23 protein-coding genes are annotated in these 20,319 nt (G+C 37.1%); 11 read left to right on the top strand and 12 right to left on the bottom strand.

Features of this window, described 5'->3' with window-relative positions; genetic code table 11:
• Nucleotides 1–20 precede the first annotated feature (20 nt).
• The 8 genes from pdxA (at nt 21) to ACY2RT_RS05835 (ending at nt 6,678) form a co-directional block, all read left to right on the top strand.
• Nucleotides 21–1,085: a 4-hydroxythreonine-4-phosphate dehydrogenase PdxA gene (pdxA, locus tag ACY2RT_RS05870; RefSeq protein WP_490154969.1), complete on the top strand. Its 1,065-nt coding sequence runs from the start codon at nt 21–23 to the stop codon at nt 1,083–1,085.
• 78 nt (nt 1,086–1,163) lie between these two features.
• Nucleotides 1,164–1,712: a YceD family protein gene (locus tag ACY2RT_RS05865; protein ID WP_490154968.1), complete on the top strand. Its 549-nt coding sequence runs from the start codon at nt 1,164–1,166 to the stop codon at nt 1,710–1,712.
• 9 nt (nt 1,713–1,721) lie between these two features.
• Nucleotides 1,722–1,919, top strand: coding sequence for a 50S ribosomal protein L32 (gene rpmF, locus ACY2RT_RS05860; RefSeq protein ID WP_490154967.1), 198 nt, complete (start codon nt 1,722–1,724; stop codon nt 1,917–1,919).
• 170 nt (nt 1,920–2,089) lie between these two features.
• A complete protein-coding gene (locus tag ACY2RT_RS05855; protein ID WP_490154966.1) occupies nt 2,090–3,085 on the top strand; it encodes a beta-ketoacyl-ACP synthase III in 996 nt (331 codons plus the stop codon).
• A 33-nt stretch (nt 3,086–3,118) separates the two neighbouring features.
• On the top strand, nt 3,119–3,610 hold the full coding sequence (gene accB, locus ACY2RT_RS05850) for an acetyl-CoA carboxylase biotin carboxyl carrier protein (protein ID WP_490154965.1): 492 nt from the start codon (nt 3,119–3,121) through the stop codon (nt 3,608–3,610).
• A gap of 77 nt (nt 3,611–3,687) precedes the next feature.
• Nucleotides 3,688–5,040, top strand: a complete 1,353-nt coding sequence (gene accC / locus ACY2RT_RS05845; protein ID WP_490154964.1) for an acetyl-CoA carboxylase biotin carboxylase subunit — start codon at nt 3,688–3,690, stop codon at nt 5,038–5,040.
• 502 nt (nt 5,041–5,542) lie between these two features.
• Complete coding sequence (mtgA, locus tag ACY2RT_RS05840; RefSeq protein WP_490154963.1) at nt 5,543–6,226, top strand: monofunctional biosynthetic peptidoglycan transglycosylase; 684 nt, start codon at nt 5,543–5,545, stop codon at nt 6,224–6,226.
• On the top strand, nt 6,223–6,678 hold the full coding sequence (locus ACY2RT_RS05835; protein WP_490154962.1) for a 3-oxoacyl-ACP synthase: 456 nt from the start codon (nt 6,223–6,225) through the stop codon (nt 6,676–6,678). Before mtgA ends, ACY2RT_RS05835 begins: the two co-directional genes overlap by 4 nt.
• On the opposite strand, the gene ACY2RT_RS05830 is transcribed toward ACY2RT_RS05835, so the two are convergent.
• The 10 genes from ACY2RT_RS05830 to ACY2RT_RS05785 all read right to left on the bottom strand — a co-directional run bounded on the left by ACY2RT_RS05830 (nt 6,659) and on the right by ACY2RT_RS05785 (nt 15,479).
• Nucleotides 6,659–6,835: a hypothetical protein gene (locus ACY2RT_RS05830; protein ID WP_490154961.1), complete on the bottom strand. Its 177-nt coding sequence runs from the start codon at nt 6,833–6,835 to the stop codon at nt 6,659–6,661. The two genes, ACY2RT_RS05835 and ACY2RT_RS05830, sit on opposite strands and share 20 nt — an antisense overlap.
• A gap of 290 nt (nt 6,836–7,125) precedes the next feature.
• On the bottom strand, nt 7,126–7,839 hold the full coding sequence (locus ACY2RT_RS05825; protein WP_490154960.1) for a YqjF family protein: 714 nt from the start codon (nt 7,837–7,839) through the stop codon (nt 7,126–7,128).
• 5 nt (nt 7,840–7,844) lie between these two features.
• Nucleotides 7,845–8,369, bottom strand: coding sequence for a hypothetical protein (locus ACY2RT_RS05820; protein ID WP_490154959.1), 525 nt, complete (start codon nt 8,367–8,369; stop codon nt 7,845–7,847).
• A complete protein-coding gene (locus ACY2RT_RS05815; protein ID WP_490154958.1) occupies nt 8,366–9,310 on the bottom strand; it encodes an ABC transporter ATP-binding protein in 945 nt (314 codons plus the stop codon). The genes ACY2RT_RS05820 and ACY2RT_RS05815 overlap by 4 nt, the downstream gene beginning before the upstream one ends.
• A 56-nt stretch (nt 9,311–9,366) precedes the next feature.
• On the bottom strand, nt 9,367–11,529 hold the full coding sequence (locus ACY2RT_RS05810) for a prolyl oligopeptidase family serine peptidase (RefSeq protein ID WP_490154957.1): 2,163 nt from the start codon (nt 11,527–11,529) through the stop codon (nt 9,367–9,369).
• Between the two features lie 95 nt (nt 11,530–11,624).
• Nucleotides 11,625–12,002 (bottom strand): DoxX family membrane protein, encoded by a 378-nt coding sequence (locus tag ACY2RT_RS05805; RefSeq protein ID WP_490154956.1) that lies wholly within the window; start codon nt 12,000–12,002, stop codon nt 11,625–11,627.
• 110 nt (nt 12,003–12,112) lie between these two features.
• Nucleotides 12,113–13,102, bottom strand: coding sequence for an aspartate-semialdehyde dehydrogenase (locus ACY2RT_RS05800; protein ID WP_490154955.1), 990 nt, complete (start codon nt 13,100–13,102; stop codon nt 12,113–12,115).
• 135 nt (nt 13,103–13,237) lie between these two features.
• The gene (mscL, locus tag ACY2RT_RS05795; protein WP_490154954.1) at nt 13,238–13,648 is read right to left on the bottom strand and encodes a large conductance mechanosensitive channel protein MscL; all 411 of its coding nucleotides are present in this window, start codon (nt 13,646–13,648) and stop codon (nt 13,238–13,240) included.
• Between the two features lie 80 nt (nt 13,649–13,728).
• The gene (gene alr / locus ACY2RT_RS05790) at nt 13,729–14,838 is read right to left on the bottom strand and encodes an alanine racemase (RefSeq protein WP_490154953.1); all 1,110 of its coding nucleotides are present in this window, start codon (nt 14,836–14,838) and stop codon (nt 13,729–13,731) included.
• A gap of 2 nt (nt 14,839–14,840) precedes the next feature.
• On the bottom strand, nt 14,841–15,479 hold the full coding sequence (locus tag ACY2RT_RS05785) for a thymidine kinase (RefSeq protein ID WP_490154952.1): 639 nt from the start codon (nt 15,477–15,479) through the stop codon (nt 14,841–14,843).
• Nucleotides 15,480–15,579: 100 nt separating this feature from the next.
• Here ACY2RT_RS05785 and ACY2RT_RS05780 point away from each other — a divergent pair, with 100 nt between their 5' ends.
• Genes ACY2RT_RS05780 through ACY2RT_RS05770 form a run of 3 tightly spaced genes read left to right on the top strand, consistent with a single transcriptional unit; the run spans nt 15,580 to nt 17,586 of the window.
• On the top strand, nt 15,580–16,338 hold the full coding sequence (locus ACY2RT_RS05780; RefSeq protein WP_490154951.1) for a DUF8457 domain-containing protein: 759 nt from the start codon (nt 15,580–15,582) through the stop codon (nt 16,336–16,338).
• Between the two features lie 3 nt (nt 16,339–16,341).
• On the top strand, nt 16,342–17,013 hold the full coding sequence (rsmI, locus tag ACY2RT_RS05775; protein WP_490154950.1) for a 16S rRNA (cytidine(1402)-2'-O)-methyltransferase: 672 nt from the start codon (nt 16,342–16,344) through the stop codon (nt 17,011–17,013).
• Entirely contained in the window at nt 17,014–17,586 is a 573-nt protein-coding gene (locus tag ACY2RT_RS05770) for a uracil-DNA glycosylase family protein (RefSeq protein WP_490154949.1), read from the top strand.
• 37 nt (nt 17,587–17,623) lie between these two features.
• Here ACY2RT_RS05770 and ACY2RT_RS05765 read toward each other — a convergent pair whose 3' ends face one another.
• Nucleotides 17,624–18,214 carry a carboxymuconolactone decarboxylase family protein gene (locus ACY2RT_RS05765; RefSeq protein ID WP_490154948.1) on the bottom strand — a complete coding sequence of 197 codons (591 nt, stop codon included), beginning with the start codon at nt 18,212–18,214 and terminating at the stop codon, nt 17,624–17,626.
• A gap of 122 nt (nt 18,215–18,336) precedes the next feature.
• Nucleotides 18,337–20,220, bottom strand: coding sequence for a transthyretin-like family protein (locus ACY2RT_RS05760; RefSeq protein WP_490154947.1), 1,884 nt, complete (start codon nt 20,218–20,220; stop codon nt 18,337–18,339).
• Between the last annotated feature and the right edge of the window lie 99 nt (nt 20,221–20,319).

Here is a 20,319-nt window from a genome sequence, read left to right as displayed (position 1 = left end):
ATAAAGGGGTAAAACGAAGAATGAATAAACAAAATAAAATTATTGTTGGAATTTCGATAGGAGATTTAAACGGAATAGGCAGTGAGGTCATTTTAAAGACTTTTCAAGATCATCGAATGTTAGAATTTTGCACCCCGGTTATCTTTGCTTCTGTCAAGTTATTGTCATTCTTTAAAAGAGCGTATGAGTTGGATATTAACCTTCATGGAATTGACAACATTAAAAATGTCCTTCATAAAAAGATAAATGTATTAAACGTTTGGAAAGAACCGGTAGAAATTAATTTCGGAAAAGAAGAAAAAGAAATTGGCGCTTATGCTGTAAAATCTTTAAAAGCAGCCGTTTCAGCATTAAAGGATAACAAAATCGATGTATTGGTAACCGCACCAATTAACAAATCGAATGTACAATCTGAAAGTTTTAACTTTCCCGGACATACAGACTATCTTGCAGAGGAGCTAGATGGCGAAAGCCTTATGCTAATGATCTCAGAAAACCTTCGGGTAGGGCTGCTTACGGACCATGTACCCGTAAAAGACATCACTAAGCAGATTACCAAAGAAATCATTGAAAATAAGATAAATACTATACACCATAGCTTAATTCAGGACTTTGGAATTGAAAAGCCCAAAATAGCTGTTTTAGGAATTAATCCACATATTGGAGACAATGGCTTGATAGGAGACGAAGACGATAAAATACTTATTCCAACACTGGATGATTTCCGTAAAAACGGAAAAATGGTTTTTGGCCCCTATGCGGCAGATAGTTTTTTTGGCTCGCGAAATTATAAAAACTTTGATGCAATTGTTGCATCTTACCATGACCAGGGACTTATTCCGTTTAAAACACTTGCTTTTGGATCTGGAGTAAATTATACTGCAGGACTTGATAAGATTAGAACTTCACCGGACCACGGAACAGCATTTGATGTTGCCGGCAATAATATAGCAAATCCAGAATCTTTTAAAGAAGCGGTTTTTAGTGCGATCAAGATATTTAAAAAGAGAAAAGAATTTCTTGAAATTTCTAAGAATCCACTTCAAACCAATAAGAGAAAAGTGCTCCCAAAAAAGAAACAATAAAATAATTTGCTATTCAAATAATTTTTTATCTTTGCACCCGCCTTATTGCTAAGGTGGAAGAGCTAAACAGGTGTGATTATGAAGGAACTGAAAGAATTTACCATCCCGTTTGTGGGATTGAAGTTGGGAGAACATCGGTTTGATTTTAACATTGGGAAATCGTTCTTTGAGCATTTTGAGTATGATGAATTTAATGGAGCAAGCATTAAACTCAAAGTATTGTTGATTAAGAAAACAACACTTCTCGAATTTACACTATCTTTTGAAGGTTTTGTAAATGTAAACTGTGATATAACCAATGAACCTTATAATCAGGACATAACTGGGGATTATCATTTTATAGTAAAGTTTGGAGAAGAGTTTAATGATGAAAATGAAGAATTGTTAATATTGCCTCATGGAAGTTATGAAGTCAATATTCAACAATATATTTATGAATCCATTGTACTGGCAATGCCAGTAAAAAGAATTCATCCCGGAGTTGAAGACGGGACCTTGAAAAGTGATATACTTACAAAACTTGAAGAATTAAGCCCTAGGCAAAAAGAAAATAACAAATCACCAAATGATGGTGATACAACAGACCCTCGATGGGACTCATTAAAAAAACTATTAACGGATAAATAATATAGAGTAATGGCACATCCTAAAAGAAAAATCTCAAAAACCAGAAGAGATAAAAGAAGAACACATTACAAAGCTACTGTCCCTCAAATTGCAACAGACCCAACTACGGGAGAAGCACATTTGTACCACAGAGCACATTGGCATGAAGGTAAATTATACTACAGAGGCCAGGTGGTGATTGATGCAACAGGAGAAGTAGAAGCATAAGATCTTTTTTATACAAAATAAGGACTCTCACATTGTTGTGAGAGTTTTTTGCTTTTTAGGGCTAAAAAATCAAAAACAGCCCGGTTTTAAGTCGTTTCTGATTAAATTTTAGTAATTTTCATTCATTTTTAAAAGATTTTTACCTTTTTTTGCGAATCTAATTCAAATTTATGAGTACAATCACAGCAGCAATCACAGCTGTAGGGGGCTATGTACCGGAGTACGTTCTCACCAACCAGATTTTGGAGACCATGGTAGATACTAATGACGAATGGATCACAACTCGTACAGGGATTAAAGAACGTAGGATTTTAAAAGACAAAGGCAAAGGAACCTCTTATCTTGCCATACAAGCAGCAAAAGACCTACTCAAAAAAAGCAATACAGATCCAAAAGATATAGACATGGTGATCATGGCAACTGCCACACCAGATATGCCAGTAGCAGTTACAGGTGTTTACGTAGCTACAGAGATAGGAGCCGTAAACGCTTTTTCGTATGACCTTATTGCTGCCTGTTCCAGCTTTCTCTTTGGAATGTCTACCGCCGCGAGATATATTGAATCCGGGCGTTACAAAAAAATACTTTTAATAGGTGCCGATAAAATGTCTTCTATTATTGATTATGAAGACAGAGCCACTTGTATTATATTTGGTGATGGCGGAGGGGCTGTTCTTTTTGAGCCTAATACCGAAGGCTTAGGAATACAAGATGAGATTTTACGAACCGACGGAATAGGAAGACCTCATCTAAAAATAGATGCCGGAGGTTCTATTCTTCCTGCTTCTGCAGAGACGGTTGCCAACAAACAACACTATGTGTTTCAAGATGGAAAAACCGTTTTTAAATTTGCTGTTTCCAATATGGCAGATGTAAGCGAAAAAATAATGCAACGAAATAACCTATCCGGGGAAGATGTGCAATGGTTAGTTCCGCATCAAGCCAATAAGCGAATTATTGACGCTACGGCAAACCGGATGAACCTACCGCAGGAAAAGGTAATGATGAATATTCACAAATATGGCAATACTACCTCTGCAACATTACCACTTTGCCTTCAGGATTACGAAAAAAAGCTAAAAAAAGGGGATAATCTGGTATTCGCCTCTTTTGGAGGAGGATTTACCTGGGGAGCCGTATACGTAAAATGGGCGTATAATTCATAAATGTTAACTAAACAAAAACAAAACACAGATACTATGGATTTAAAAGATATTCAGAACTTAATAAAATTTGTGGCAAAATCTGGAGCTAGCGAAGTTAAGCTGGAAACAGATGATGTTAAAATTACAATTAGAACCGGAAGTGACAGTAAAGGAGAAACTACGTACATTCAACAAATGCCAACTATGGCGACTTCACAGCCACAGGTTATTGCACAGCCACAGGGTGAAACAGTAGCACCTGCAGCTCCGGAAACTCCGGCTGCCCCGGCTGATGAAAATTCAAAGTATATAACAATTAAGTCTCCAATTATAGGAACATTCTATAGAAAACCAGCACCGGATAAGCCTATGTTTGTTGAGGTAGGAAGTACTATTGCTACAGGAGATGTACTTTGCGTTATCGAAGCAATGAAACTTTTCAATGAAATTGAAAGCGAAGTTTCAGGAAAGATCGTAAAAATACTTGTAGACGATGCTTCACCGGTAGAGTTTGACCAACCCTTATTTTTGGTAGACCCATCTTAATATTAATTCCAAATTTCAAAAAATAGATTCCATTCACTTGGAAGAGTTTATTGAATGCTGAAAATATTTAAAAACATATGTTTAAAAAGATATTAATAGCCAATAGGGGAGAGATTGCATTACGAATTATTCGTACATGTAAGGAAATGGGAATTAAAACTGTTGCAGTTTACTCTAAAGCAGATGAAGAAAGTCTGCATGTTCGATTTGCAGACGAAGCAGTATGCATTGGCCCTCCTCCAAGTAGCGAAAGCTACCTAAAAATTTCAAGTATTATTGCCGCTGCAGAAATTACAAATGCAGATGCTATTCATCCGGGATATGGATTTTTATCTGAAAATGCCAGATTTTCGAAAATTTGTGAAGAACACAATATCAAATTTATTGGAGCTTCCCCTGAAATGATCGATAGAATGGGAGATAAAGCTTCTGCAAAAACAACCATGCTTGAAGCTGGAGTACCTTGTGTTCCCGGAAGTGAAGGAGTGATACCTGATTTTGAAACCTGCAAAAAACTGGCAAAAGAGACCGGATATCCAGTCATGCTTAAAGCAAGTGCTGGTGGTGGTGGAAAAGGTATGCGTGCAGTATGGAAAGAAGAAGAACTGAAGGAAGCATGGGAATCTGCCAGGCAAGAAAGTAAAGCCGCATTTGGCAATGATGATATGTACATGGAAAAATTAATTGAAGAACCACGTCATATCGAAATCCAAATTGTGGGAGATAACACCGGAAGAGCCTGCCACTTGAGTGAAAGGGATTGCTCTATCCAACGTCGTCACCAAAAATTAACAGAGGAGACACCTAGCCCGTTCATGACCAAGAAGCTGAGAAATGACATGGGAATGGCAGCTGTAAAAGCAGCAGAATACATTAAATACGAAGGTGCCGGTACAGTAGAATTTTTAGTAGACAAACACCGTAACTTCTACTTTATGGAGATGAATACGCGTATTCAGGTAGAACACCCAATTACAGAACAGGTTATAGATTTTGATTTGATTCGGGAACAAATTCTGGTAGCAGCAGGCGTACCAATTTCCGGAAAACATTATTCACCAAACCTGCATTCTATTGAATGTCGAATCAATGCAGAAGACCCTTATAATAATTTTCGCCCTTCTCCAGGGAAAATAACTGTATTACATGCACCGGGAGGACATGGAGTTCGTTTAGACACACATGTTTATGCAGGTTATATAATTCCGCCTAATTATGACTCTATGATCGCTAAACTCATTACTACGGCACAAACACGTGACGAGGCTATCAATAAAATGAAACGGGCACTGGACGAATTTGTAATAGAAGGAGTTAAAACAACCATTCCTTTTCATCGACAGCTGATGGATCATCCGGATTATGTTGCAGGAAATTATACTACTGCATTTATGAATTCTTTTGAAATGAACCCTCCGGAAGAAGAATAAGCTCCTAACGAATAAATAGTTTAATAGCATCGAATTTTGAAGATATTATATCTCCCGAAATTCGATGTTTTTTATAAAATGAATCTGCTACACGCACGGGATATTAACTATTTTCTAAAAACGGTGTTTTTTTTAAGTTTTTCTATTGAAATCAATCATTTTTACACTAAATACGCTAAAAACTGACTTATTTTAGACTGTTTTTAAAAGAACTAGGAACTGAAAGAAATAGTAAACATTACGTTTCGAAAAGATGAAAATCAATCGTTTTTATACAAAAACGAATCAAAATTCAGTTATTTTAATCAAAAATGAGTCGTTTTCTACTAAAAAAGACCATTTTAAAGAATTTTCATAGAATTAAAAAACAGACCTCAGGAAATTTGTCTGTTAACAACAATTTTGCATTGCCAACCGTTTGAAATAGAACCCAATGAAACGTTAAGGTGAATAATGTTATTGGGTTTTCTATTTGGCAACAACTAACAAATTAAGTAATAACATGAAACGACTGTTTCGGTTTCTATTAAAATCCTTTCTTTGGTTTGTAGTATTAAGTATACTTTGGGTGTTTTTCTACAAGTTTGTAAATGTAACCTACACTCCCTTAATGGCAATTCGTTCTTTTAATGCCGAAGGGAGCTACGAGACAAAACATGAATGGCAATCTATTGACAAAATCTCGATTAATCTACAACTGGCAGTTATTTGTGCAGAGGACCAAAATTTTGCAAAACACAGTGGTTTTGATGTAAAATCAATCAAAAAAGCCTATAAAGACAATAAAAATGGCAAAAAGTTGAAGGGAGGGAGTACTATTTCACAACAAACAGCCAAAAATGTTTTTTTATGGCCGGAACGTAGCTGGCTACGCAAAGGTTTGGAAGCATGGTTTACATTTTTGATAGAAACTCTATGGAGCAAAGAACGAATTTTAGAAGTATATCTTAATAGTATCGAAATGGGTAATGGAGTGTATGGAGCCGAAGCAGCGTCAAGTTACTGGTTTAACAAACCTTCTCAATACCTTACTAGGGAAGAAGCAGCTTCTATTGCTGCTATTTTGCCAAACCCACTTCATTACAAAGCGAACCCGCGAAGTATTTATATTGAAAATCGAAAGGATTGGATTGTACAACAAATGAGAAATTATGGTATTTTGGCTTTGAAAGAAGTTAAAGAATGAGCCTGGAAATAAAAACAGTTTTACTTAAAGCTTGCCAGAATTGGGTAGACAGAAGACATCAAACAATCCTGAACTCCATAGAAGGCATTAGAGCTTCTCTGCTTGAAGAATCTAAGAGCAGTGCCGGCGACAAACATGAAACAGGACGGGCAATGTTGCAGATTGAAAGGGAAAAAGCCGGAGAACAACTTCGGGAAGTGGAAAAAGTGAAAAAGACCCTTAATAGAATTAATATCAAGGCCTCTTCAGAAAATGTAAAAATGGGAAGTTTGGTGGTGACCTCCACAGCGAGTTATTTTATTAGTGTTTCTGTAGGAGCAATAAAACTAAATGAAACCACATATTTTGTGATATCCCCGGAAAGTCCAATAGGGAAATTGCTACTCGGTCGGCAAAAGGGAGACGAGTTTGTGTTTAGAAACAGTAAAAGTATTATAGTAGAGGTTCAATAAATATCACCACTGTAAGTTCAATATTGGGGCCAAGTTGCCCACTTAAAGTGACCTGGCCACATGTAGCTGACCACTGATAAATAGCATGATGGCGATTTGCAAAGAGAGCAACAGGCAGGCCTGTACAAGTAGGTGTTCCTTGAAGAATAGACGTCATTTCCGTTTAGCCTCAGAGAGGAATCATTTCTACCTGAATCGGTAATTGTAATAAGAACAGTAATACAGGGGCGGTATTATCAATGAAAAAAACGATATCTCCTCTATCTTGCTGAGCAGTATCGCCCCTCCATCATCATTGCTTTTATTGCAGGATAGGAGCGCAAGGGAAAGGGACAGAAATAAAAAAGCCTTCTTTTTAAATACATAATGTTGAGTTTTTCGTTTCTCAAATGTATTTAGATGACAAAATGAAATCTCCTATATCATAATAAATAGGACAATCTTTTTTTAAATTTTGTAAGTTTTTTTGTTTTCTACAGTTATAGGAGACCCTTCGGTGAGTATTACAGAAACAGGCCTTAGATGATTTAAAAACTCAAAATCATTACCATAATTAGCTTTAAAATCTATGTGCGATTTAAAATCTATAACAGGATATTGTAACCATCTAGGGTGAGTTACTTCATATTCATTTGTTTTATTTTCAGTTACTCTTGCGTAGCCCCAGTAATGTTCGGTAATAAATTCTGCTTCACTACCTTCTTCAATTTCAACAGGATTATTTTTTGCTGAAACTTTTAAAAACTGCCAACCACTACTTAATCTCCAGTGGTATTCAATGACGATAGAATTTTTCTCATTTTTCCAGTAATGTCGCATAGGAAGTGTTTGATAGTGCTCTTTGTAAATAGTATTGGCAATAAAAGTAATTGCCGGTTTGGGAACTATTTCTTTGATAAAAACTACTCCACGGCGCCATTCGTTCCCCACTTTCCTTTTTACATAGAACCGAAGATTTACTTCCTCAAAGGAAGTATGATATGGGACTTTAATCCCTAAAACCTTGGTATTGATAAACATAAAACCAACCACACTCACATAACACTTACTATTCCAGAGATCCAGTTCTGTACCAGCAGGAATATGCTTTTTCAATACCGAAGGGGCTACTTCATAATTAGCAATTGCAAGTTTTCTCCACTCAGCTTTTAAAAAACTCATCTAATTTACTTTTGTTTAGGTAAGTAGACACCAGGAATAGGGTTTTCTTTAGACTCCTGAGCCCAATAAATATTTACAACCCACCAACGATTGCCATCATTTAGAAGCTGGATACTATTAATACCGCGCATAAACGGAACAGTATCCTTTTTGCTGTGGAAAGTCTCGTAAGTACTAAATACCTGAGTTATATTACCAAACGTATTCGAACTACGGGATATTTCGGTTTCAAAAAACCCATTTTCAACCAACCATTTTCCTGAAGCAGCAATATAATCTTCAGGAGACATATAACGAACATCATAAATTCCTTCTTTATTTTTCCCTGAAGGAATTAGTTTTGCATCGGGTTTAAATAAATACCTGAAAAGCTCCCAATCTCTTTCTTCTCCTTTTTCACCTGAAATTACACGATATAATGTTTCAATAGTACTGTCCAGTGTTTGTACGTTATCAAGATACTTTTTGCTACTGTCTTGTGCTTGCATTGCTGAAACAATACAACAACAAATTAAGATTAAGTGTTTCATGTTTTCTGTAATTGGATTTTGGTTCCGTTTTGTATGCTTTCAGAATGGTTGAAAAACACTTTTTTTCCTTTCCAGTCTGAAAGAATGAGATAATGACTGCCTTTAAAGTACGAATTTTTTACAATAACCTGAAGTCTTGTCTTAACTGAACTAACCTTTAACTGATGTGGGAAAAGAATGACCTTTTCTAAAGAATCACTTACCTCAAATAACGCTGATGGCAAAAGGGTAAATTCATCAAAAAACCCGGCCTGATAAGAAGTAGAAACATTTTCATACACTTTTTCAGGTGTCCCAAAGGCTTCAACGCCTCCATTTTTTAGGATGATAATTTCATCACTATAAGAAAGCGCCTCTTCACTATCGTGAGTAGCTGTAATACAACTAATATTGTTTTTTTTAAGATAAGAGAACAAACTTCTGCGCAGTTTGTTTTTTCTGAACGTATCGATATTACTAAAGGGCTCATCAAGTAATAGCAATTCAGGTTTTTTGGCTAGTGCTTTTGCAAGTGCAACACGTTGTTTTTGTCCACCACTAAGGTCTTTTACTTTTGTTTCTGAAAATACCTCCAGATCCACTACTCTTAATAACTCTGTTACCCGGGACATGTCTTTTTCTTTATCTAATCTGGAAAGGTAGGTAGCAATATTTTCTGCAACAGTTGTATACGGCATTACATTAAATTCCTGAGCCACCAATTTCATAAAACCTTCTCCGGGGATGAGGTTATGCTTTGGTCCCATTAACTGCATATCGTTCCAGAACACACTTCCTTTTTCTAAATGGAGTAGTCCATAAATAATATGCAATAATGTGGATTTACCACAGCCACTCTCTCCTAAAACAGCTAAATGCAGGCCCTTATCCAGATGGAAAGAAATATTTTTCAGGATCTCTTTTTCAGAATATGAAAAGGATTGAATATTTACCTGTAGCATATATAAAAAGAAACCTCACGAACAATCGTGAGGTTTTTATTAAGTTTTAACTTCTTCTATTCTTTAACACCTTTATTCACTTTTTCCGGGAGTACTTCGTAACCCATGTTATATAAAGTAAACCCGAAAATATCTGCATATTGTTCGATTGTTTTACTCACAGGTGTCCCTGCTCCGTGACCGGCATCGGTTTCAATCCGGATCAACACAGGATTCTTTCCTGCTTGTTTTTCTTGCAATTCTGCAGCATACTTAAAACTATGTGCGGGAACTACGCGGTCATCATGATCTCCTGTTGTAATTAAAGTAGCAGGATATGCCACTCCGGGTTTTACATTGTGAACAGGTGAGTACCCTTTTAAATAATCGAACATTTCTTTACTGTCTTCTGCGGTACCGTAATCGTATGCCCAACCTGCACCGGCAGTAAAGGTGTGGTATCTAAGCATATCCATTACGCCTACTGCGGGTAACGCAACCTTCACTAGGTCCGGGCGTTGTGTCATCGTGGCACCTACCAATAAACCTCCATTAGAGCCTCCGCGAATAGCCAGATAATCACTCGAGGTATAGTTATTTTCAATTAAGTATTCGGCGGCGGCGATAAAATCATCAAATACATTTTGTTTTTTCATCTTAATTCCGGCATTGTGCCATTTTTTGCCATATTCACCACCCCCGCGTATGTTAGGCACGGCGTAGACCCCTCCTTGTTCCATCCACACCGCATTGGTAATGCTAAAGCTTGGGGTTATGCTTATATTGAAACCGCCATACCCATAAAGTATCGTTGGGTTTTTTCCGTCAAGTTTCAGCCCTTTTTTGTAAGTAATAATCATCGGTACTTTTGTACTGTCTTTGGAAGTATAAAATATTTGCTCACTTTTATAATTATCAGGATTAAAGTCAATTTCGGGCTTTTTATATAATTCCGAAGCACCCTCAGCTATATTATACTTATAAATACTTCCCGGAGTTACATAATTTGTAAATGAATAATACAATTCTTTTTCCTCTTTTTTAGTGTTAAAACTACCGGCGCTTCCTACGCCTGGAAGCTCAACTTCACGAACTAAATTTCCATCAAAATCATATTGTAATACCTTAGAAACAGCATCTACCATATATTCTGCAAAAAAGTATCCTCCGCCGGATGATGGAATCAATACATTTTCTGTTTCAGGAATGAAGTCTACCCAATTTTCCGGGGAAGGATTGGAAGCATCTACAGTAATGATCTTTCTGTTAGGAGCATTAAGGTTGGTTACAATAAATAGCTTTGTGCCAACATTATCAATGATATATGAATCACTATCTGTATGATCTAAAATGGTTATAAATTTACTGTCAGGTTGAGACAGGTCTTTTAAAAAAAGCTTATTCCCCGAAGTAGAAACACTCGCACTTACCCGTAGATAGCGATTATCTTCGCTCACAAAACCATTAACATATCGATGCTTTTCTGAAGGGATCCCCCCATAAACAAGTGCATCCTCACTTTGTTTAGTTCCTAATTTATGATAGTATAATTTATGTTGGTCTGTTTTGGCAGAAAGTTCACTGCCTTTAGGCTTATCGTAACTAGAGTAGTAAAAGCCATCGTTTGCTTTCCAGGAAAGCCCACTAAATTTAACATCTACAATAGTGTCTTCTATAACTTCTTTTGTTTCGGTATTCATCACCAATATTTTGCGCCAGTCACTTCCTCCTTCAGAAATAGTGTAGGCTGCTGTTTTGCCATCTTCAGAAAAACTTAGATTCCCTAATGAAATAGTTCCATCTTCTTTAAATGTATTTGGGTCTAAAAATAATTGAGCCGTACTTGGGTCTTCGTCGGTTTTATACCTATAAATGGCGTATTGGTTTTGAAGTCCGTCATTTTTATAGTAATATGTATAGTCTCCTTCTTTAAAGGGGGCACCCACTTTTTCATAATTCCATAATGCCGAAAGACGTTCTTTTAGTTCTGACCGAAAAGGAATATTGTCCAAATACCCAAAAGTTACTTCATTTTGAGATTTTACCCAGGCTTCGGTTGCTTCACTTCGGTCATCTTCCAGCCATCGATACGGATCTTCTACTTCTACTCCAAAAAATGTGTTTACAGTATCAACTTTTTGAGTATTTGGGTAAGTCACAGCAATAGGTTCTTTTTTTTGTTCTTCTTTACAGGCTATTACAACAAGTGTAATAAAAACAGGAATAATTAGTTTTTTCATTTTATGGATGATTTAATAGCCGTAAATGTAGTAAAAACTAGCCTTCTAAAAGGTTATAGAACTGTTAGAACAATAAAATTAGCATTAATAAGCAACTAATACTGAAATAATGGCCGATAGGCTTTCCAATATTTGTAAATTAAAATTCCATTGATAATTGCTATTATCAATGCTTGAATAATGTCCGGCATATCTAAAAATAAATGAAATAAAAGAATATTAACCGAGATAGGAACAAGTAATAATAATGCAAAAGGAACCCATTTGTTAATTAATAAAAGAAGCCCTACAAAAATTTCAAAAACGGCTACTACATAAAGAACATATCCGGTTGCTTGAAGAGAGGATATAAAACTGGCAGCATCTGTCGGCATATCCGGAGTCGGAATAAAGCCAATAAACTTATTTAGCCCAAAAACCAACAGGCCAAGGCCTAGAATAATACGAAGAATTTTAGTAAAAGTTGAATTCATAGGGATGGTTTTTAGTGTTGAAGAACTAAATATACTGAAAAATAAAAAATTCACTTATAGTTATCTATGTGAATAATTATTGTAGCACACCTTAATAAAATTCACCTGAATTATACTAACTCCCTGGCAACCAGATATTCGGCAATTTGAATAGCATTGGTAGCAGCCCCTTTACGTAAATTATCACTTACAACCCACATATTTAATGTATTAGGCTGTGTTTCATCTCTACGGATTCGCCCCACGAAGACCTCATCTTTATTGTGGGCATATATAGGCATTGGATATGTATTAGTATCCGGATTATCCTGCACGGTAATACCTGGGACCTCATGGAGCAACCTACGCACTTCACTTAGATCAAAGTCGTTTGTAAATTCAACATTTACCGCTTCACTATGCCCTCCGGCTGTAGGGATTCTTACCGCTGTTGCCGTTACCGAAAAAGTACGGTCTCCTAATATTTTTTGTGGCTCGCGGGCAAGTTTCATTTCTTCTTTTGTATATCCATTAGCTTCAAAAACATCACAATGAGGCAGTGCATTTTTATGAATAGGATATGGGTATGCCATTTCACCGGAGACTCCTTGAATTTCATTTTCTAACTGAGCGACAGCCTTTACACCTGTTCCTGAAACAGATTGGTAAGTGGATACCACAACACGTTTCATATTATATTTTTTATGGAGTGGAGCCAGAGCCATTACCATTTGAATGGTAGAACAGTTTGGGTTGGCAATAATCTTATCTTCTGAAGTTAATACATGAGCATTGATTTCCGGCACGACCAATTTTTTGGTTGGATCCATTCGCCATGCTGAAGAATTGTCGATAACAGTGGTTCCGGATTCAGCAAATTTAGGCGCCCACTGTAATGAGGTATTTCCTCCTGCAGAAAAAATAGCAATATCGGGCTTCGCAGCAATAGCTTCTTCCATTCCTATGATCTTATAGGATTGTCCTTTAAAACTCAATTCCTTTCCTATAGAAGTTGCAGAGGCTACCGGAAGCAATTCGGTAACAGGGAAATTACGTTCTTCCAACTGTTTTAACATCACTGTGCCTACCATTCCGGTTGCACCTACCAGAGCTATTTTCATTTATACCTTTAATTTGAGTTCAAAAATAAGAGATAGCTTTTAATTTTTTCAGAATAAAAAGCAAAAAAAAGACCCTTCCGAATTTTCGGAAGGGTTTAATTAATGTATGTAGTGTAGCGGTCGCTACAAGTTCATTTATCTTTTTTTCAATTCGTCACGAATTTCAGTGAGCAGTTCTTCCTGAGTAGGTCCTGCCGGCTCTGCAGGAGCTTCTTCAACAGGCTTCTTGGTTTTATTGTACGCTTTAACGATCATAAACAAAACAAACCCTACGATGATCAAATTGATAATAGAGTTAACCCATTTACCATACATTATTGCATTTTCTGCTTTTTCAACTGTTCCGTCAGCAGCTACTACCGCTTCGTCAAGAACAACTTTCATGTCGGCAAAATCTAATCCGCCGGCAAAATGTCCAACAAATGGCATTACAATATCATTTACAAATCCATTAACCACCAAGCCTATTGCGCCTGCGAGTAATACTGCAACGGCAAAGTCAATAACGTTGCCGGTCATAATGAAATTCTTGAATTCTTTTAACATTTTTGATGGGTTTAATAGTTAATAACCACTAATTTAAATAAAAAGAATCGCTTTTTATAAAATATAATTCACACAACACATTATTTCCTGCAAATAATTCGCTTAATGCGCTGAGAAATAGCAGTTAATAACTCATAAGGAATCGTATTAACAGCTTCTGAAAGAGCATCTATAGTAGGGTATTCACCAAATACAACAACTTCATCTCCTTCAATACATTCAATATTTGTAACATCCGCCATGATCATATCCATACAAACATTACCTATAATAGGCGCTTTTTGACCGTTTATGGTTACCCACCCTTTTCCGTTACCAAAAGCACGATTTATACCATCTGCATGCCCAATAGCCAGTGTTGCAGTTCGAACAGATCTTTCGGCTTTAAACCCCATATTATAACCCACTGTTTCTCCGGCTTCAATTTCATGTAGCTGTGAAATCACGGTTTTTAATGTAGAAACAGGTTTTAGGTTTTTATTTTCTTCGGGGTCGTTTCCAAAACCATATAGGCCTATTCCGGTTCGAACCATATCGAAGTGCGCTTCGGGATAATTAATAATTCCGGAGGTGTTTACAGTATGTAAAATAGGTTTGTAGCCTAATTTTTCAATTAATATTTTTGAAATACTTTGGAAACTATTTATTTGTTGTAATGTAAAATCCCGCTCATTTTCATCTTCGCTGGCCGCCAGATGCGATAAAATTGATTGAACTTTTACACTTTCAGTTTTTGAAAGAGTTTCTACTATAAAAGGAATGTCATCTTTTCTGAAACCTAACCGATTCAAACCAGTATTGAACTTTAAATGAATAGGATATAGCTTTTGTTTATTCTTTTCAGCAAAGGCAATAAATTTTTTGAGCATAGTACGCGAATAAATACTAGGCTCTAAACAGCGATTTAAAATAACATCAAAGTTTACGGGCAAAGGATGCAGCACCAAAACAGGAGCTTCAATTTTAGCATTACGTAAATTAACACCTTCATTTGCATAGGCTACAGCTAAATAGGTTACGCCTAAATCGACTAATTCTTTGGCAACTGCAGAAGCCTCACTACCATAACCAAAGGCTTTTACAACCGCCAGCACTTTGGTGTTTTTTTTTAGTTTTGATACGAGGTAGCGGTAATTGTGCCCTAAAGCGTTGAGGTCAATTTCCAGAATGGTTTCGGTAGCTTTTGGCATGCTCAGGCTTGCTTTTTCGAAGGAACTTCTTCCGGATCTTTCACATCCATTTTACTTACTTTTTCCCGAAGCATGGCTTTGTAATATGATGACCGGCTTAATGGTTCATAATCTTCGGTTTCACCTAAAAGCACCAGATCATCACTTTTTGCTTTTCGATAGCTGTAATGGGCAAGATTGCCGGTACGCGTACAAACTGCGTGTACTTTTGTCACATACTCTGCTGTTGCCATAAGTGCAGGCATAGGGCCAAAAGGGTTCCCTTTAAAATCCATATCCAAACCGGCAACAATCACACGCACACCGCTATTGGCAAGGTCATTACAGACTTTTACTATTTCATCATCAAAAAACTGTGCTTCATCAATACCCACAACATCACAATTGTCTGCCAAAATTGGAATATTGGCCGCAGCAGGAACAGGAGTAGAGCGTATTTCATTACTATCGTGCGAAACCACCTTATTTTCATCATACCTAAGATCGATATTTGGTTTAAAAATTTCGACACGCTGGCGTGCAAACTTAGCACGTTTAAGTCGGCGGATGAGCTCTTCGGTCTTTCCCGAAAACATAGAGCCACATATGACCTCAATCCAGCCAAATTGTTCTTTTTGATTTACAGTATTTTCGAGAAACATATGTTAAATTTAGACGAAAACAGAAATAGTTGACGTTTACATAAAGGTTGCGTAAATTTATAAAAACAAAATAGAGAAAAAGAGAATTATTTCAAAAGATATGAAAAAGAAACTTCGCTTACAGATTAAAGCACTTGCCGAGCAAATTATTGCTGAAGAAAATGCATTGGATACTAAATCGCTAAAACAAGCGGTAAGAGAATTATACGAACGATTTACACTATTAGAGTATTTAGAATCTCAAATAGAAGACGAGGCTGTTGTTTCAAAAACGCAATCGTTGGACTCGAAAAGTTTCCGTGAAGAAAACTGGTTTAAAGAACCGGAACCGGTCCCTCAACCTGAAAACAAGGAGGAGTTGGTAGAGCCGTTGATGGAGAAAATTAAAGATATCGTGGCACAAATGCCGGAAGAATCTCAACAAGTTGATGAACTTCTGGAAGAAGTGATACCCAAAAAAAAGTATGTTAAAAATGACCTGGAAGAATTTGCTTCTACCTATCAGCAAACTCCAACCTTTGAGAGAAAAGAACCTACTAAAGGAGGAAAAATTCCAAAAAAGACCGACGGATTAGTCGAAGATATTGGAGCATCTGCGAACAAACCCAAGTCTATTAATGATAAAAATCATCAAGGGTTGAATATAGGTCTTAATGACCGTCTTGCATTTATAAAGAACTTGTTTGATGGTAATGCTGAGGATTATACACGGGTACTTTCTCAAATTAGTACTATGAAATCGTATGATGATGCAGCGAATTTTATTAAAGGCAAAGTAAAACCCGATTATAATTACTGGATTAAAAAGGAGGAATATTCCGAACGATTTATGGTGATTGTTGAGAAAAGCTTTAATTAGTTTATGGGGAAACTATACCTTGTTCCAACTCCCATAGGTAACCTAAAAGACATGACCTTTCGGGCAATAGAAGTATTAAATGAAGTTGATCTTATCCTTGCTGAAGATACACGTACAAGTGGTAAACTTCTAAAACATTTTGAAATTACAACGCAGATGCATTCCCACCATATGCACAATGAGCATAAAACTACGCAGGGGATCGTGAAGAGAATTCAGGCAGGGGAGAACATTGCACTTATTAGTGATGCGGGAACTCCAGCTATTAGTGACCCTGGATTTTTGCTCACACGTGCTTGCATAGAGGCTGGTATTGAAGTAGATTGTCTTCCGGGAGCTACTGCTTTTGTACCTGCATTAGTTAATAGTGGCTTACCCAACGATAAATTTGTGTTTGAAGGCTTTCTACCTGTAAAAAAGGGAAGACAAACCCGACTACAATTATTGGCTGAAGAAACCCGAACAATTGTTTTTTATGAATCTCCCCATAAGCTGTTGAAAACACTGGGGCAATTTGTTGAGTTCTTTGGCGCAGACCGAAATATCTCTGTTGCTAGGGAATTGAGCAAATTGCATGAAGAAACCATTCGTGGAACAGCTGCGGAAGTTTTAAAGCATTTTGAAGCAAAACCTCCCAAAGGAGAGATTGTCATTGTGGTTGACGGAAAAAAATAAATGCAAACATTACTAAAAGATATTCGCGCTTGCGAAATTTGTAAAGAGCACCTGCCTTTAGGGCCACGCCCTATTGTTACAGCACACCCGGGTGCTAAAATTGTAATTATAGGACAAGCCCCCGGAACAAAAGTTCATAAAACAGGAATTCCGTGGGATGATCCCAGTGGAAAACAGTTGCGAAAATGGTTGAATGTTTCAAATGAAGTCTTTTATGACGAAAGTAAAATAGCACTTGTTCCTATGGGTTTCTGTTATCCCGGAAAGGGAAAAAGCGGAGATCTGCCCCCACGCCCGGAATGCGCTCCTCAGTGGCATGAAGTATTATTGGGCAAAATGCCAAATTTAAAACTGGTTATTTTAATTGGAATGTATGCTCAAAAAGAATATTTAAAAGAAAATGCTAAAAAAACACTTACAGAAACTGTGAAGAATTACAATGAGTACCTTCCTAAGTTTTTGCCGTTACCCCATCCATCTCCCAGAAATAGATTTTGGCTCACTAAAAATCCATGGTTCGAAAAAGAAATTGTTTGTGAGCTTCAAAAGCGACTTAAACAACTGCTCGATTAATTAAAAAAGAGACAGACCTACCTTGAAGTTATTTTTATTAAACATGTTTTCCCTTGTTCCAGCCATGTTTTCCCAAATACTGAGTTCCACTTTCCACAGCTCCGCCTTCTATAGAAGTTCCCATAGAATCATTCCAGCGATTAAGGTAGCCAAATAACGAAATAACCCCCAACATTTCTACAATTTCACCTTCATTCCAATGTTCATAAAGGCGAGACTTAATGTTTTCATCTACAGCATTAGGAACTTGTGAAGCTGCTAATGAAAAATCCAATGCAGCTCTTTCGGCATCATTGAATGCGGGATGTGTTCTATATTCCCAAATATTATCCAGTTGTTCCTGCTCTGCTCCATAACGCTCTGCTGCCCGAATGGCATGTGCCTGGCAATACCGGCATCCGGTGGAGTTACTACTTACCCAGGCGATCATTCGTTTTAAAGCTGAGGTCACACGTCCTTCATTGGCCATTACTGCTTTATTCAAATTAATAAATGCTTTGCTAATGGCAGGGCGACGCTGCATGGTAAGCACACTATTAGGGCAAAATCCAAGTGTTTCGTTAAAGAATTCAGCTAATTGCTTGGTTTCCTGATCGTGTTCCGAAGATAAAGGGGTTACTAATGGCATAATTGCTATTTCTGAAAATTATTGGGTTCCAAATTACAAACTCTTACCTTCAAAAAAAAACGACTGCAGAATATGTTGCTTTCAAATATTCCACAGCCGTTTCAGACTAAAATAAATAGTTATTATTTACAGAACAGTACTCTGTCCCATATTCCATCGTGCTGAGTTTCTCCATTGGTAAGTTTTAACTCTGCCGTAATTCTAACCTCATAAGCACAGCTGGGAAGTGAGGCTACATCACCTACATAAAGTGAAGTTCCGTGTGCTTCTTCGCCGGGAGTTGGGAAAACAACCGGTTGAAATGCATGAGGCCCTCCTTGTCCGTACATTTGTAATGCCACAGTACCCAGATTAGGATTTGCTGCTGTATAGTTAACAGTAATAGAATTAGTGATCTTATTACAACCACCTCCAATTAATTCCTGAAGGTCCAAACAGGCAATCCCAAGTTCGTTATTGCTTACAGTTGGCAACCAGGAACCTCCCTGAGGGACTCCATCATATTCAGTATTGAAAATAGCCAACGGACGTGAGAACCCTGCGGTTACTTTGGATGCATCATTGCCCTGCTCACGTTTCCACATGCGCAATGCAAAATACCTGTTTTTCTCAAGAGGTGCAGAACTATTACCTTGTACCAGACCGGCTTTGTTTACAGCTCCTCCTGCAAGGTTTTTAGAAATTAATTTTATCAATGATCCATTGAAAAAGATATCAAAACCACCACCTGAATATTGAGGAGCCTGTATCCAGTTGCCATCAAAATGTACCTCTACCTCATTTCCGTAAGAAGTTGGGGCATCTGTTCCCTTTATTACATAGGCATCATACTTTATAATAGGAAACAATTGAGTAATTCTGGTTGCTATTTCATTTCTGGCAATGTCATTTGGGGCAACATCTACCCAATTTCCGGATGGAATAGTTCCTACATCTACAGATGGGTTATTCACCTCAGCATATTGAAATTTATATTCTACAGGCTGACCGTTAAATGTTTTGGATAAAGAGCCTCTTAGGTCCAAATTGCTATAGAATGCCTGATCATTTAATACTGTATTTGCCTTCCCGGTTGTTCTTCCGGTTGCAGGGTCTATATTTAGGACAGGGTGGTATTTTCGTGCATATCCTATTTGATAAAAAGCGGCAGGAGGGTCAATACTTCCTCCGGGAGAATCATCCAGACATAAGTTTACACATAAACAATTTGAAATATTCTTTCTGCTTGGTTTGTGCGCTTCAGATGTGTCTTCAGCAAAGAAAACAGAACCACCAACGGCAAATTTAAAATAGATATCCGGACCATTATCAAAGCTAAAAATAGGAGTAGTTTCAATGTTGATAAAGGGTGACAAAAAAGTCTTTTTAAAATCGATAGAACGATAAAATATACAGAACCGTCCTTTACTGTCCGTAACACTACTTCCCAGAAAATCATCGGTTATAATATCATCGTCCATTGCAATTACTTCTATTCCTATAAGCGGTTCTTTAGATTCGCAATTGGTAAGTGTCCCGCAGATCACCCAAATGTCCAACCGTCTTAAGATGTAACACCAGATTCTATGTAATAAGCAGTAATTCCACCCTGCTACAAGGCCATTGTCGGTTTCTCTCCATTTGGGTTGAATGATATCAATTAAAACTTCAAAAGGCTTAAAGCCTTTAGGGAGGGATGTTCCTTTTTGCCCGTATTCCGGTACTTCGTCATAGTATAAAGTAATTGCAACAGCACCGCCGGTATAACCTGTTTTGTCTCCATCGAGATTAAATTCATAATTTCCATTGGCATCAGTTTCGGTTTCGGCAAGGAGCTGCTTTTTACGAGACTTTATTTCTTTCTCTTCAAAAACCTGAATAAGCTCTTTGCTTTGTGCTGCTGTATATGCAGTAGCCGCATTTATTTCTTCCTGTAGGCTATATAAACGTATTTTTGTGTTGGGAATAGCTTTTTTGTGGTCGTCGCAGATTGCTGTATACAATCTGCCTTTAAGTGTGTAATTCATGATGTAGGGGTTTTAATAGTTATTTTTAAATGTTTTAGAGAGCTAAATTACTTTCTCTTCAAACAAATTTTATAGATGAAATGCCTCATATTTAAAGAG

This window comes from Ulvibacter sp. 2210JD10-4 (genome assembly GCF_058148525.1).
This window is presented reverse-complemented; position numbering and strand designations above follow the sequence as displayed.